The sequence below is a fragment of the Magnetospirillum sp. ME-1 genome (genome assembly GCF_002105535.1).
Lineage (GTDB): Bacteria > Pseudomonadota > Alphaproteobacteria > Rhodospirillales > Magnetospirillaceae > Phaeospirillum.
In genome coordinates this window covers 419,714-432,772 of the sequence record NZ_CP015848.1, presented here as the reverse complement: position 1 = coordinate 432,772, position 13,059 = coordinate 419,714, and the positions used below count along the sequence as shown (strand labels likewise).

General features: G+C 60.2%; 15 protein-coding genes and 1 pseudogene. 7 read left to right on the top strand and 9 right to left on the bottom strand.

The window, feature by feature from the left end; translation table 11 throughout:
• Positions 1-6: 6 nt before the first annotated feature.
• Complete coding sequence (locus tag WV31_RS01855) at positions 7-972, top strand: protein kinase domain-containing protein (protein ID WP_011383440.1); 966 nt, start codon at positions 7-9, stop codon at positions 970-972.
• On the opposite strand, the gene WV31_RS22790 is transcribed toward WV31_RS01855, so the two are convergent.
• On the bottom strand, positions 866-1,159 hold the full coding sequence (locus WV31_RS22790) for a transposase (RefSeq protein WP_442915562.1): 294 nt from the start codon (positions 1,157-1,159) through the stop codon (positions 866-868). The genes WV31_RS01855 and WV31_RS22790 overlap by 107 nt on opposite strands.
• Positions 1,160-1,335: 176 nt before the next feature.
• Between WV31_RS22790 and WV31_RS22285 the strand changes: the two genes are divergently transcribed.
• The 4 genes from WV31_RS22285 (at position 1,336) to WV31_RS21940 (ending at position 4,681) form a co-directional block, all read left to right on the top strand.
• A complete protein-coding gene (locus tag WV31_RS22285; protein WP_011383441.1) occupies positions 1,336-1,800 on the top strand; it encodes a carbohydrate porin in 465 nt (154 codons plus the stop codon).
• Positions 1,801-1,874: 74 nt separating this feature from the next.
• Positions 1,875-2,129 (top strand): FeoA family protein, encoded by a 255-nt coding sequence (locus tag WV31_RS01840; protein ID WP_237051443.1) that lies wholly within the window; start codon positions 1,875-1,877, stop codon positions 2,127-2,129.
• A gap of 35 nt (positions 2,130-2,164) precedes the next feature.
• Positions 2,165-4,279, top strand: a complete 2,115-nt coding sequence (gene feoB / locus WV31_RS01835) for a ferrous iron transport protein B (protein ID WP_011383443.1) — start codon at positions 2,165-2,167, stop codon at positions 4,277-4,279.
• Between the two features lie 252 nt (positions 4,280-4,531).
• A complete protein-coding gene (locus tag WV31_RS21940) occupies positions 4,532-4,681 on the top strand; it encodes a hypothetical protein (protein ID WP_008615049.1) in 150 nt (49 codons plus the stop codon).
• A gap of 79 nt (positions 4,682-4,760) precedes the next feature.
• Here WV31_RS21940 and WV31_RS01830 read toward each other — a convergent pair whose 3' ends face one another.
• From WV31_RS01830 to WV31_RS21325, 3 genes are read right to left on the bottom strand one after another with little or no spacing between them, the layout of a single operon-like run.
• Positions 4,761-5,096, bottom strand: a complete 336-nt coding sequence (locus tag WV31_RS01830; RefSeq protein WP_085372066.1) for a hypothetical protein — start codon at positions 5,094-5,096, stop codon at positions 4,761-4,763.
• A gap of 11 nt (positions 5,097-5,107) precedes the next feature.
• A complete protein-coding gene (mamG, locus tag WV31_RS22280; RefSeq protein ID WP_206072574.1) occupies positions 5,108-5,710 on the bottom strand; it encodes a magnetosome protein MamG in 603 nt (200 codons plus the stop codon).
• Positions 5,711-5,737: 27 nt separating this feature from the next.
• Complete coding sequence (locus WV31_RS21325; protein WP_068433464.1) at positions 5,738-5,971, bottom strand: hypothetical protein; 234 nt, start codon at positions 5,969-5,971, stop codon at positions 5,738-5,740.
• 90 nt (positions 5,972-6,061) lie between these two features.
• Here WV31_RS21325 and WV31_RS01820 point away from each other — a divergent pair, with 90 nt between their 5' ends.
• Together WV31_RS01820 and WV31_RS01815 are read left to right on the top strand one after the other, a co-directional pair.
• Complete coding sequence (locus WV31_RS01820) at positions 6,062-6,982, top strand: hypothetical protein (RefSeq protein WP_068433467.1); 921 nt, start codon at positions 6,062-6,064, stop codon at positions 6,980-6,982.
• Positions 6,979-8,142 carry a serine/threonine protein kinase gene (locus tag WV31_RS01815; RefSeq protein WP_085372065.1) on the top strand — a complete coding sequence of 388 codons (1,164 nt, stop codon included), beginning with the start codon at positions 6,979-6,981 and terminating at the stop codon, positions 8,140-8,142. Before WV31_RS01820 ends, WV31_RS01815 begins: the two co-directional genes overlap by 4 nt.
• A gap of 300 nt (positions 8,143-8,442) precedes the next feature.
• Here the strand turns inward: WV31_RS01815 and WV31_RS21320 are convergent, their stop codons facing one another.
• The 5 genes and pseudogenes from WV31_RS21320 to WV31_RS01795 form a co-directional block, all read right to left on the bottom strand.
• Positions 8,443-9,396, bottom strand: a complete 954-nt coding sequence (locus WV31_RS21320) for a hypothetical protein (protein WP_145980705.1) — start codon at positions 9,394-9,396, stop codon at positions 8,443-8,445.
• A 235-nt stretch (positions 9,397-9,631) separates the two neighbouring features.
• A complete protein-coding gene (locus WV31_RS01810) occupies positions 9,632-10,693 on the bottom strand; it encodes a HEAT repeat domain-containing protein (RefSeq protein ID WP_085372064.1) in 1,062 nt (353 codons plus the stop codon).
• A gap of 405 nt (positions 10,694-11,098) precedes the next feature.
• Entirely contained in the window at positions 11,099-11,347 is a 249-nt protein-coding gene (locus WV31_RS21935) for a HEAT repeat domain-containing protein (protein WP_158303927.1), read from the bottom strand.
• A gap of 333 nt (positions 11,348-11,680) precedes the next feature.
• A pseudogene (locus WV31_RS01800) lies at positions 11,681-11,944 on the bottom strand (IS3 family transposase); the annotation flags it as partial.
• Between the two features lie 77 nt (positions 11,945-12,021).
• Positions 12,022-12,606 (bottom strand): helix-turn-helix domain-containing protein, encoded by a 585-nt coding sequence (locus WV31_RS01795; RefSeq protein ID WP_085372063.1) that lies wholly within the window; start codon positions 12,604-12,606, stop codon positions 12,022-12,024.
• Between the last annotated feature and the right edge of the window lie 453 nt (positions 12,607-13,059).

Genomic DNA, 13,059 nt, shown 5'->3' with positions numbered 1-13,059 from the left:
TTCGCCATGCCGCTTCCCCTGATCAACGATTACAAGGCAGCCATCGCCAACGCCAAAGGGCGTTTCGCGACCCTGGACGTCCGGCCACATCTGGATGCCCGCTGCAGTCCGGTCTTCCTGGCGGGAAACTTCGCCGGGGTGTTCAAGATGGTGACCCCGGAGGGGGAGCATGTGGCGGTCAAATGCTTCACCCGCGAAGTCTCGGATCTGCCGCGCCGCTATGCCGCCGTGGCTAAGTTCTGCCGGACCGCCCAATGCCCCTATGTGGTGCCCCTGCGGTTTCTTCCGGCGGAGGTCTTCGTGACCTCCAGCGTCGCCCCCCATGCCGATTACGCGGTGGTGACCATGCCCTGGGTCGAGGGTCGGGGCCTGGGGGCCGTCGTCCAGATCCTGTGTCAGCGGGAAAACGCTCCCGCCCTGGCCGGATTGACCCGGGCGTGGAGTCGTCTGTGCCTGGATTTGCTGCAACGGGGCGTCGCCCATGGCGATCTGAAGCACGACAACGTCCTGGTCGGACAGGATGGCGCCCTGAAGCTGATCGACTATGATTCCATGTATCTGCCGGAGTTGAAGGGGCTGGCCTCGACCATGCTGGGGGGCGTCAATTTCCAGCACCCCCGGCGTGAGGTCCGGCATTTCGACGGGACCATCGACCATTTTTCCATGCTGGTGATTTTGCTGTCCCTGCGGGCCTTGACCTTCCAGCCCGATTTGCTGAAGCGTCATCACAACGGCGAGAATCTCGTCCTGACCAAAAGCGATTTCACCCGGCCGGACAGTTCGGATCTGTTGCGGCAATGGGCGCTCAGCCCGGACTTCCATGTCCGCGACTGGACGGAACATCTGATCAAGGCTGCCAAGGCTCCTATGATCGGGATCGCCGCCATGGAAGCCCTATTGAAGGCGGCGGCAAAAGTCGAGGCCGTTCCGGCCAAGCCACCCACCAAACGACTCCTCTCATTTTTTTCCTGAGGGCGCGGCAGCCATTGGATTTGACCGGATCGACGAGGGCCTGCCAGTCATAACCTCGGTCGCCGACAAATGCCTGAGCCGTCGGTAAGCCCTCAAGCATGGTCGGGGCCGCCGCCTTGTCGGAGGTTTTGCTCGGCGTTAGCAGCAATTTCACCGGCAATCCACGCACGTCCACGATGGTATGAATTTTGGTGCTCCGTCCTCCACGAGAACGGCTGATGGCGATATCCGTGCCCCCTTTTTACCCCCAGCGGCATGCTGTTGGGCGGGGCATGACCTCCCATATAGAGTCTTGTCAGGAGGGGGGATCTGCGCTATTGAAGATGCGAGCCAGTCGCACTGCATAATTCTGCTGGGTTCCCAATGAAGAAGATCGCCAGTTTATCGAATGTATTGGCTGGAGCCCTTGTCCTTCCCTCCCTCTTCCTTGCCGTTTTACCGGCCGCTGCAAATGAAGTCGCTGCTGAGGTAGAAAAGGGGTTCTGGGATCGTGAGAAGCTGACCGCCACCTGCACCGCAGAAACTCTTGGCAATCCCTCGGACGGCATCAATCGGCGCGCTCTCGGCTGGCCAGCCATCCATGCCGCCAACACGCCATCGGGCGGTGGTGGCTACCCCCTGGCTGACACGGGCACCCGCCTGAAGGTCAAGCCCACCGAAGAGATCAGCCTGACGGCCGCTGTATTCTCCGGCAACGATGCCCAGAAGCGCGATCGCAGCTGCACGGATTTCTCCTTCGATTCTCCCCCGGTATGGTTCGGTGAGGCTGCCTATTCCATCAACCAGGACAAGGACTCGCCAGGCATTCCTGCGACTTTCAAGCTCTAACCGCTTTCGTGCCGGCCCTGGACAGCCAGAAAATCATCCAGGGCCGCGATGCCATATTTCAGAGGAGCCGTCCCGTGGCGCAGCAGATGAATTCCGACACTCTCAGCCTTGCCGACCTTCGTCCCGAGCAGCAGGGTGAGATCGTCAAGATCGAAACCGAGGACGGCGTTTTCAAGCGCCGTATGCAGTCTCTTGGCGTCGTGGCCGGCACTCCCGTTACGCTGGATCGTTCTGCCCCTTTAGGTGATCCGCGCATCTACAGCCTGATGGGCTACAGCCTGGGCCTGCGCAATGCCGAGGCCCGGCAGATCCGCATCCGCGTCAAATAATCACCCCACCGACCTCGATCCAAGGGTAGCCGCACATGAAATCCCCCGTCACCGTGGCACTGGTGGGTAACCCCAATGCCGGTTCCACCAGCTTGTTCAATGCCCTGACGGGCGCCCAATCCGCCGTCGCCAACTATCAGCGGGTGACGACCTCTTTGAATGTGCGCGAGATTACCCATGGCGGGGTTCCCTTACGCATCGTCGATGTGCCGGGCATTTTTTCCACCTCGTCGCAATCGCCGGAGGAGAAGGTCGGCTGCGACTATATTCACGGCGAGGAACCCGACATCATCGTCAACGTGCTGGATGCCGGCCATCTGGACCGCAGCCTGTTCCTGACCACCCAGCTGATCGAGACCGGGCTGCCCCGCATCACCGTGCTGAACATGATGGACGAGGTCCGGCGGGCCGGTATTCGCATCGACACCGCCCTATTGGCCTCGGCCCTCGGATCGCCGGTGGTGGAGACCTGCGCCCTGAAGAAGGAGGGCATCGATGCCCTGCTGGACGCGGTGGCGGCCATGGCCTCGACAACTCCCGCCGCCGCCCCGCTGCGGCTGCACTATGACAGCCACCTGGAGGCGGCCATCGAGCGCGTCCAGCAGCATCTGTCCAAGCTGCACCCCCAGGAGCTGAGCCCGGTGCGCTCGCGCTGGCTGGCGATCAAGATGCTGGAAGGCGATGACGAGGTGTTGCGCCACGAAAGCAACCATGTCGAACTGGTCGAGGAGATCAAGGGCGAGCAATCGGCCCTGGCCCACGAGCATGATGAAGACACCGCCAGCCTGTTGGCCTCGGCGCGGTTCGCCTTTTCCAACGGCCTGCTGCGAGAAGTCCGCCAGCAGGATGGCGATCCCACCGCCGGGTTCAAGCTGACCCGTATCCTCGACGATTTCTTCCTGAACCGCACTCTGGGCCTTCCCTTGCTGCTGGGCATCCTGTGGGTCATGTTCGAGGCTACGTTCACCCTGGGCGCCATTCCCACCGACTGGATCAAGGCCGGGGTGCAACTGGCCACCGATCTGGTGGACAAGACGCTGCCCGAGGGCATGTTCCATGATCTCGTTGTCAACGGCGTCATGGCCGGCGTTGGCGGAACCATTGTGTTCCTGCCCAATATCGTCATCCTGTTCTTCTTCATGGCCATCCTCAGCGGCACCGGCTATCTGGCCCGCGCCAGCTTCCTGATGGACCGGGTGATGCACCATTTCGGCCTGCACGGCACCACCCTGATCCCCATGGTGGCCGGGTTCGGCTGTAATGTCCCCGCCGTCATGGCCACCCGCGTCATCACCAACAAGCGGGCACGGTTGATCGCCATGCTGATCGCGCCGTTCATGAACTGCTCAGCCCGCCTGCCGGTTTTCATCCTGTTCGCCGGAGCTTTCTTCGCCGATATCGCCGGGACCGTGGTCTTCGGCATCTATATGCTATCCCTCGCCGCCGCCATGTTGTCGGCGGTTTTGCTCAATCGCATCATTCCCGGCAGCGGTGGCGACGCCTTCGTGATGGAGCTACCGCCCTATCGTCTGCCGACCCTGCATTCGGTGCTGCACCATATGTGGGACAGCGCTCAGGGCTTCGTCGCCAAGGTCACCGGCGTTATCCTGGTGGGCTCCATCGTGATCTGGTTCCTCCAGGAATTCCCCCGCGACATCACCTATTCCCAGGATTTCGAGACCGTCATCGCCGAACAGACCGCGCTTCCCGACAGCCCGGAAAAGGAAACAGCGCTGAAGACGCTGAAAAGTGCCCAGGCGCAGGAGAAACTGGAAAAGAGCTATCTGGGGCGTTCGGCCATCGCGGTGACGCCGCTATTCCAGCCGCTGGGCTTTTCCTGGCGGGATTCGGCGGCCATCATGACCGGCTTTGTCGCCAAGGAAGTGGTGGTGGCGACCTATGCCGTCATCTATGCCCAGGAGAAGGGGTCGGACCAGCTGACCGAGACCTTGAGGGGCGCCATGCCGCCCGCCACGGCCATCGCCTTCATGATCTTCACCTTGCTCTACGCGCCTTGCCTGTCCACCATCGCCATCATCGGCAAGGAGGCGCAGAGCTGGCGGTGGGCCGGGTTCTCGGTGGCCTATTCCCTGACCTTTGCCTGGTTGCTGGCCCTGGCCGCCAGCCGCATCGGCGGGACTTTCCTGTAGGCTTGTTCGGGTGGCGGAGTTGCTCCGCCACCTCCTGATAAAAGAAGCGTTGCGCCATGGCTTGGGGATCACTCTGGGATTTGGGCGCCATCACCGTCGTGGGAGCGGGGGCGGCCTTCGTGGTCATCCGTCATCTGTGGCGGATGTGGCGGCCGTCCGACGGAGCGTCGTGTGGCGGTGGATGCAGTTGCGGCGCCAAGCGAAACGGCGGCCGCACCGATTGTGGCTGACCCCCGCCGTGGGGATGCGGCAATGATCTCTCGCGATCAACTGCCTCGGAACGGCTGGCTGAAGATAGGCATTCTGCTGGGGCTGGCCGCAATGGCCATGGGCATCATCGAAATTGTCGATAGCGGCCCCGCCTTGCTGCGCGGCACCCTCGATTGGTGGCGCCGTATGTGACCAGAAACGCCCCACAATAACGCCAACGCCGAGATGACCCCATGGAGTCATCTCGGCGCGGCGGATCCGTTCAGCAGTCTCAGATGCGGTCGGCGATATACCCGACCAGCGGCAGCTTCCAGGCGCGGCGGAATGCCACCGAGGCCAGCCCGGCCACCGACAGCACGAGAACCAGCATGGACGAGAAGCCGAAGAACCACTTTCCGATGCCGGGAATTTCCAGCACGAACATGGAAAGGACCGCGATCATCCACAGCACCAGCCCTTGCTTGGCATGGAACTGAACGTATTCGTCATCCTTGTTGCGCATCAAAGGCACAAAACAAAGAATGCCGAGATAGCTGAGGGCAGCCATCACCAGCGGCTTGTAACTGGTTCCGGTTTCTTGCGACAACCCGATAGTCTGTGCGGTCATTTCGTCCTCCTTCAGACGGCTTCGGCCGCAGCCGGCTCGGCATTGCGGTTCTTGTAATATCCATAGAGGGCGATGGCGCCCGCCACTCCGACCACGCCCAGCAGCACCGGCCCCCAGGCGCCCAGCCCCAGGCCGAGGCCCAAGCTGACGCCCTTGGCGGACAGCATGGCGCTGCTGCTGGTTGCGGCGGCGATGGGGCTGGCAGTGACGGAAGCACCCGTGGCGGCACCCGCCGCGGCACCGGCAGCACCGGCTCCACCGGCGGCAACCAAGGCCTTGCCCTTGACGCCGGTCGCGGCGACCTTGGTGGCTGCGCCGGTTCCCTTGGCGGCCATAGCGGCCTGATTGGCACCACCAGCCGCCGCCTTGGTTCCAGCGGCTTTCATGCCCGCAGCCTTGGCGGTCACCGCCTCGCGCTCAACCTCTGCCGCGGCAGCCTTAGCCGCCCCGGTCTTGGCGGCGGCGCCATTGGCGGCGCCGGCCTTGGCCCCACCGGCCTTCATGCCGGCAGCCTGGGCGGCGCCCTCACGTTCGATTTCCGGAGCCGCCGCTGCAGCCATGGCCGCGCCGCCAGCTGCGGGAGCGGCGGCGTTCGCGGCGGCGCCACCAGCCATACCTGTTGCCATCTGTGCAGCCATAACCTAACTCCTCTGGGAAAGAGAAAAATACATACATGTCTTGTTGCACAAATTCGCCTGCTCGACAATAGTCGGCAAGAGCATAACAATATCTTGCCAACAAAAGATCTTAATAATCACTCTCATCTTCGCGCTTTTGCCGTCAGCACTTCCTGCTGTTTTGCCCAAAAATTTGATGGAGCCATAGTCTTTGCTAAAGTGATGGCGCGTGAGATTCAGGGCCTCCGGTTGTTCCATGATCAAGGCTCCGGATATGAACTGATTTCGTCGGCAGAGATCCCCTCCAGCGTAAATCCTACCGTTGTTCAACCACAGGAGACGTGATCCGTGGCCTATTCACAGGAAATCAGCCGCGACCAGCGCGGCGCCTTTATCTTTCTGGTGGATCAATCCAAATCCATGAACACCACCTTCGGTGTCGATGATAACGGCCAGACGATCAGCCGGGCCCAGGTGGTGGCGGATGCGCTCAACCGAACCCTCGACGAGTTGATCAACCGCTGTATGCGTGATGAAGGTGTCCGGGACTATTTCGACATCGGCGTCATCGGCTATGGGCGCACTAACCGCGCCGAGTTCTGCTGGCTGGGGAACCTTGCCGGGCGCAGCTTGGTGCCCATCTCCGAGGTGGCGGAAAACGCCGATACCATCGAGGAAGAAACCACCATCATGGTTCGCGGCCAGCCGGTGGTCGAACGGGTCGCCGTTTCGCGTTGGGTGGCGCCGGTGGCGGTGGAAAGCACCCCGATGAACGGAGCGCTGCGCTTGGCGCAATCGATCCTGGAACCCTGGATTTCCGCGAATCCAGGGTCATTCCCCCCGGCCGTCATCAACATTACTGACGGCATGGCCAACGATGTTGACAGTGACGAAGAACTTCTGGCGACCGCCCGGCGGCTGACCGGGCTGAAGACCAATGACGGCCACGTCCTGCTGATGAACTGCCATATTTCCGGCGGCGACGACGCGCCGGTGGTGTTCCCGTCCAGCGCCGGCCAGTTGCCCGACGACACCTATGCCCGCCTGCTGTTCGAGATGTCGAGCGAGTTGTCGGGCCGCCATCGCGCCATCATCTGCGAACTGTTCGAGCGCGACCTGAAAACTACGCCGACCCTGCGCGGCATGGCGTTCAATGCCGATGCCATCGCACTGGTCAAACTGCTCGATATCGGCACCCGGCCAGCCATCGTTTTTAACCAAGCCGCCGAGGCTTCTTCGCGGGATCGGGCAACGGAGTTCGAACAGTGACGTTCCCGGTATTGGCGGACTACAAGGCGGCACTCTCCAACGCCAAGGCCCGGTTCGCCACTCTACAGGTGACACCGTTCAAGGATGCCCGAGGCCACCCGCAGTTTCTCGCCGGAAACTTCGCCGGGGTATTCCGGGTCACCGATTCCGAGGGATCGCTCTTGGCGATCAAGTGCTTCATCCGTGATCTTCCCGATCTGGAGCGCCGCTACCAAGCCATCGCAGGCTTCGTCGGCGCCAGCGGCTCGCCCTATGTGGTTCCGCTCCGGTTTCACCGCGACGAACTCTACGTGACGTCGTCCATCGCCAAGCACGGTGAATATCCGGTCATCAGCATGCCTTGGGTCCCTGGCCGCACCATTGGCGCCTTGGTCCAGACCCTGTGTGATAGCGACAAGCGCGGTGGCATCGCTGGCCTGAGCCGGGCCTGGGCGCGGCTTTGCCTGGATCTGCTGAACCGTGGCGTGGCCCATGGCGACCTTAAACACGACAACATCCTGATCGGACCTGATGGTCGACTGAAGCTGATCGATTACGATTCCATGTATCTTCCTGAACTGAGCGGGCTGCCCTGCACCTTGCTCGGCAGCATCAATTTCCAGCACCCCGAACGCAACGAGACGCATTTCGATGCGACGCTGGATCACTTCTCCATGCTGGTGATGCAACTGTCGTTGCGGGCCTTGGTGTTCAAACCCGGATTGCTCAAGCACTGCCACAGTGGCGAGAACCTCATCTTCACCCGATCGGATTTCCTCAATCCGCATGGCTCGGAACTGTTCCAGCGGCTTTCAGCCTTCGATGACCTTTACGTTCGCGATTGGGCGGCACGGCTTGCGCTGGCCTGTGGATCGAATTCCATCCGCATACCGTCGATCAAGGCGATCCTGTCCGCGGCCGCAGGGCTGGACATGAGTCCGGTAACCGGAGGTCTGAGGTGGCTTCTCTATCGGGTGTCCAGTGGAGCGCCAAATATCACTCCCAATGCCCGGCCGAAGCCTGCCGTTCCCATTCCTTCTGATCGCTCCAAGCCGGTGGTTGCCAGCCGAGGCGACGATCCGATCAATCGCCTGAGAAAGCTGAAGACCGCTCTCGACGAGGGCCTGATCAGCCAGGCCGACTACGACGGACAGAAGGCCAAGATCATGGAAAATTTCTGAGTGATCCAACTATCCTGCCACTCCGGTCCGTCAGAATGACGGGGGAGGAACTGGCTCTTCACTTGCGGTATCGTCTGATATTATTGTGGCAATGAAACCTATGGCTGAATGCATATCTCGGGGAGGGAGTTCCATGCCTCTGTGTCTGAAAGATGACTTTCTTCGCATGCTCGCGAGCGAGATTCGCAACTTCTGCCATTGGATGACCTATGCGCGTCTCCGCAGGCACGTCTTGCGCAAACGATAGTCAGTCGGCATCTGCCCCCGGCACCGGGGCGACTTTCCGTATTGGTTCCATCACTAGCCTTCGGGCGGAAAAGCCCATCGATAGGCCCTGTAGAATAGAGAATCGCCGCGCTTAAGTGCCCCTTGGATATGGCGATAGCGTCTCGGAGAAACCCGTATCTTCGAATCATCGAAAGGCCCTATGTCCGGTGCGATGATCCGGATGAATTCGAGAGCGGGTGGGTAGCCGCGTAGAGCAGAAGCAACGGTCATGGCCTTAATGGTTTCTCCCATTTGGCGCCAGCGTTCGACCGATGCTTCCCGTAGATCTTGATCTGAAGTGGGCGGAATGCCGTCGCTGTTCTCGGCAGCCATACTCGTGAGCGGGATCGACCTCGTGATTCCCATGCGGGTCGCTACGGCGCTGAACGTTTCCCCAGCGCCCGTCCGAATGGCACCGCCAATAGCTTTGATGCGAGGCAGGAGATGTCTTTTCGAAATCCCGGAAAGGGCGCGTAACATGTGATAGCTGGTATTTCGTGCGGATTTAAGTACCGCTCCCAAGGTCGCCATGACGCCGCCGCGCGGACTCTGGCCTTCATGTCCGTATCGAGGCCGCATCTCATTGGTGGGGTGATAGAAAACACCTGTTCGAACATCAGGTGGCGCCCCATCTCTCGCCCGGAACTGTGCCGCAGGCTCTTCTATGGGCATATCCAGACTTCCGTCACGCCGCCCAATGGCCTCCTTCAATGCAGAGCCCAAAGGGCGATTGGCTAGGAATGTCAACGCGTCTTGCTCTCGCTGACTGCGCTCCTCAATTGACTTCGGTGGCAGGGCTAGGGGAGACATGGCATTGGCGATGCGAGCGGCCTCTACCCGGTCAAGACCAAGGTTTTCCATGACGGGCTGCCATTCGGACGGGCCACCGAATGCCGCCAGCAGAAAATAGTCACGCTCGAGTGTGCGGAGATCCTCCCAGCTTCGTCGGCTGCTTGAGTGTGTGGGCGGAGTGTAATCGGCGCACATGGGGCAATCTTTCCACTGTCTGTCCCGCTCGCCTTTCGTGCCGCGGAAGGTTGTGACCTATCCCCAGCACTGCTGGTTTCGATTGAAGGGAACCGAGTGACGACGACGACATTAACCGAGCACGACCGCTCCAACATAGTAGGCCACGCCGAGCCCAATGACGAGGATCGCCATCAGGATCAGCCGCGCACGGCGGGCGCGCCGCTGAAGAACACGGGAGGGACGGGGCCGGAGGTCAGACATGGCCCTCGGCCTCACGAACGAGTGCAGCCAGCAGGCGCTTGGCCACGACGTCAGGCGGTAATTCGCCAACCTCCAGCGCCTTGGAGCCAAACTCGGAGGTAACCACCACCGTCTCCCCTTTCAACTCGCATCTGCCGATATAGGGGATTTCATCGATCTCAACGACAATATCGTGCGGGCCAATCATGGCGGTTGTAGCTCTCGACAATCTCCGAACCCGATCGGACACCTTTGCGGACAACGCTGAGCCACACTCATCAAGAGCCGATAACACTGCTTCGGCCAAGTCGGGCCGATCTTGTGCCACCCGACCAAGCAGCACGACGGCGGCGTCGTCGGCAATGTCGGCTAAGGCATCGATTACTTCGTGGTTGGGCGCCGATGCTAACGCTTCGCTCAGCGCCTCTAGGGCATCAACCTTCCCAAATCGCCCAAGGGCGCAGGCCGCGGCAATGCGAACGCTGGGGTGCAGATCATCTTGAAGATCCAACAAGATAGCGACAACATCAGGATCTAAGCGTGCGCTGCGACAGGCATCGGCACGGACATCGGGTTCGTCATGGCGCAGCAACCGCATCGTCACGGCGGCAGGCAGGGTGACGCCGGTTCGAGCTGCTGCGGCAACAGCAAGTACCAACCCAGGCCCCTGAACCATATCTCGTGTGATGATCCGCTCCACCGCAGTCGCCGCCTCTGGGCCGCCGATTTCAACCAAGACTTCAAGTGCCACGGCTTGCTCGCGGATCAAGGCACTGAGGCCAAAGCCAGAGAACCTCTTGCAGATACCCTCAAGGGCTGGCACAGCCGCCGTCAATTTACGCCGCCCACATTCGGTCATCCGGGCGAAGATTTCCGCAATCCCAGCGGTTGCGATTCCTGCCACCAATTCTTGATCTGGTAACGAGCTGAGATCGGCAGGCGCGCGGCCATCGGCCCGCGATGAAGGCTTCGCCGATGGGGCTCGCTGTTCAAAGAGATGGAGCTGGCTTTTCGACATGGCGGTGATGATGCCAATTTTCTGCAAAAGAGAGAAGGTGTGAAGTTCGCCGACCAAAACTGTTGGCAACACTCAAAAGTAGAGCGCAATCTCCTTTCTCGACATCAAGAATGAAGATGGATGCCCAATGGGCGAGAGGCTGGTCATGCTTAATGCCGACTCGGCCTAAAGTGAGGATCAAGGCTTATCTGCCGGAACCATAATCAGCTGTTGCGTGAAGTACGGGCAGTCATTGGACTTACGAACCTTCCACTTCCCGTTGGCAACGGGACATAGCGTTGTTTAGATAACAACCACCGCCCTGCCTCTACCGAGTGGGAAACCCACCGGCCACCTTTGCCGCCAGCGGCAATTCGCAACCATCCAGCACCTCCAGGACAGCATCTGCTAATTCCGCTCTGTCGCGGGCCACGCGGCCTAGCTGCACGATGGCAGTGTCATCCAGCACCCCGGCGATCGCCTCTATAACCTCGACGGTCGGGGCTTTTCAAGCATCCGCATCAGGACAGGCAGGGCCTCAGCACGGCCCATATGTCCCAGCGCGCAGGCTGCAGCACCGTGTACACCAGCATTGAGATCGCCCAGTAGCTCGATCAGGCCGTTGATCACCACCGGGCTTGGACGCGCGCAGTGGCAGGCGTCGGCACGAATGGCTGGGTCGGCGTGCCGCAGCAAGTCCGTGACCGTGGTCGTCGGCAGGGTGGCGGCCAATTGAGCCGCCGCCCATACTGCTGTCGCCAAGGTCGGACCTTGGACTTCCCGCCGCTCTATAATGCGTGCAACCGCAGCACCCGCTTCCGCTCCGCCAATCGCCACCAGAGCGCCCAGGGCGGCGACCTGCTCTCGCACTGGGGCGGGCGGCGGCGAACCCGGTGAACCGGCGAATTACCTCCGCCAATGCGGGCACGGCAGCAGCCAGTTTCCGGCGACCAGCTTCCTGCATGACAGCCTCGACATCGGAGATCCCGACTTGCGTGATGGCGGCAAGCAATTCATCGCTGGTCATGCTGGCGATATCGACAGCAGGTCGAGGCGCCGGCATTGAGGCAGGCGCAGCTTTAGCCGCATGCATGCCTCATCGTTGAGCCAAAGACGGCTCCGCTTGGGCTGCTTTGGTGGCACTTTAAGCCCCTCCCGCCGCCAGATCCGCTCGACCCGCTTGGGATTGACGGTCCAACCTGCGTCACGCAGCAGGGCCGTAATCCGGCGGTAGCCATAGCGGCCATACTGGCGAGCCAGGGTGATGACGTCGGCGGTCAGTGCCTCTTCATCATCCCGATCCTGTAGCTCACGTCGCTGCGTCGAGCGGGGGCTGTCCCAGCACTATCCACACCGGATAGCGAGGGGAGGAGGTCGAAAAGCTGCTGCCTACAGACTGGCTCAGACTATTCGTACGAGTTCGGCGTGGCATTAGTATTTAGCTCATCAAGGAGATCTTCAAGAAGCCCCTGCAGGATGATGGCTGGCGAATCGAAATCGTGAGCGATAAAATTGGCGGTATTTTCCATTAGGTTTGTTTGGCTTTGTTTTGAATCGGTTATTAAAGATAGGTTAGAGTCTGGCGCGCTGGACTGTTTCACCCCCTGCTCAAGACGGTTGTTCCTGGCAGAGTTGGACGGTTCTTGTGCGCGTGGTGGATGGTTTTGATTTAGCTGTAACTGGTAGACATTTGATCTTCCCCGTCGCTCCCCAGGGAATTGACTGTTTTTGTTACCGCCACCAGCGGTGTAGGTAAAGTAGCCGCACAGAAGCAGTGTCTTGATCGCAGTAGCAACGGCCGCCCTCGACAGCCCGACATCCGATGCAATCCGCTCGTAGCTTGGAAAGCATTGCCCGTTTTGGCTGTTTATTCGGTTGATAAGCGCAAAGCCGACTCTGCGTGAGCTATCATTCAGTCGAGGGTCCTTGATGATTTGTGACAGCACACTCATTCGAGCGGCCAATGAGTACGGCTTTTGCGCCTCTGTCATTGTGATTCGATCCAGGCTTGGACGGCCGAACTTTTCCAGCGAAGAAGGCGGCCAATCCTGATCGGAGGCGGGACAGCATCAGGATTGGCCGAAAGAAAGCAATAAAGCGATTTAAGGCTTGGAAGCCTCAGAATCGTCATAAGCTCTCCGGGGGTAATGAGGTGATCCATGTCGTGCTCCATGTTGCATTGAATCATGGTGGCGAAAGTCACTATAAAAAGTGAAGTGGTGGTCTATTTTTTCTGCAAACAGATCGAACGTTGTTTGTGAATTGGCAGATTTATGGGCTAACCCGGCGCTAATTAATGCGGAATCGAAACCTGTTACCAGTGAGTTGGTCGTCGCCTCGCGTACACAATGGAATTTTGATCTGGGAGATCGCTTCACACTTGGTGTCAGCATGGTGATGAAGATCCGAAAATCGACATCCTGTCGCCAGATGGGCATAGGATG

Coding starts and splice junctions, on each gene's coding strand:
- WV31_RS01855 (WP_011383440.1), top strand. CDS start 7: ATGCCGCTTCCCCTGATCAACGATTACAAGGCAGCCATCGCCAACGCC.
- WV31_RS22285 (WP_011383441.1), top strand. CDS start 1,336: ATGAAGAAGATCGCCAGTTTATCGAATGTATTGGCTGGAGCCCTTGTC.
- feoB (WP_011383443.1), top strand. CDS start 2,165: ATGAAATCCCCCGTCACCGTGGCACTGGTGGGTAACCCCAATGCCGGT.
- WV31_RS21940 (WP_008615049.1), top strand. CDS start 4,532: ATGATCTCTCGCGATCAACTGCCTCGGAACGGCTGGCTGAAGATAGGC.
- WV31_RS01830 (WP_085372066.1), bottom strand. CDS start 5,096: ATGACCGCACAGACTATCGGGTTGTCGCAAGAAACCGGAACCAGTTAC.
- mamG (WP_206072574.1), bottom strand. CDS start 5,710: ATGGCTGGTGGCGCCGCCGCGAACGCCGCCGCTCCCGCAGCTGGCGGC.
- WV31_RS21325 (WP_068433464.1), bottom strand. CDS start 5,971: ATGGAACAACCGGAGGCCCTGAATCTCACGCGCCATCACTTTAGCAAA.
- WV31_RS21320 (WP_145980705.1), bottom strand. CDS start 9,396: ATGTGCGCCGATTACACTCCGCCCACACACTCAAGCAGCCGACGAAGC.
- WV31_RS01795 (WP_085372063.1), bottom strand. CDS start 12,606: ATGACAGAGGCGCAAAAGCCGTACTCATTGGCCGCTCGAATGAGTGTG.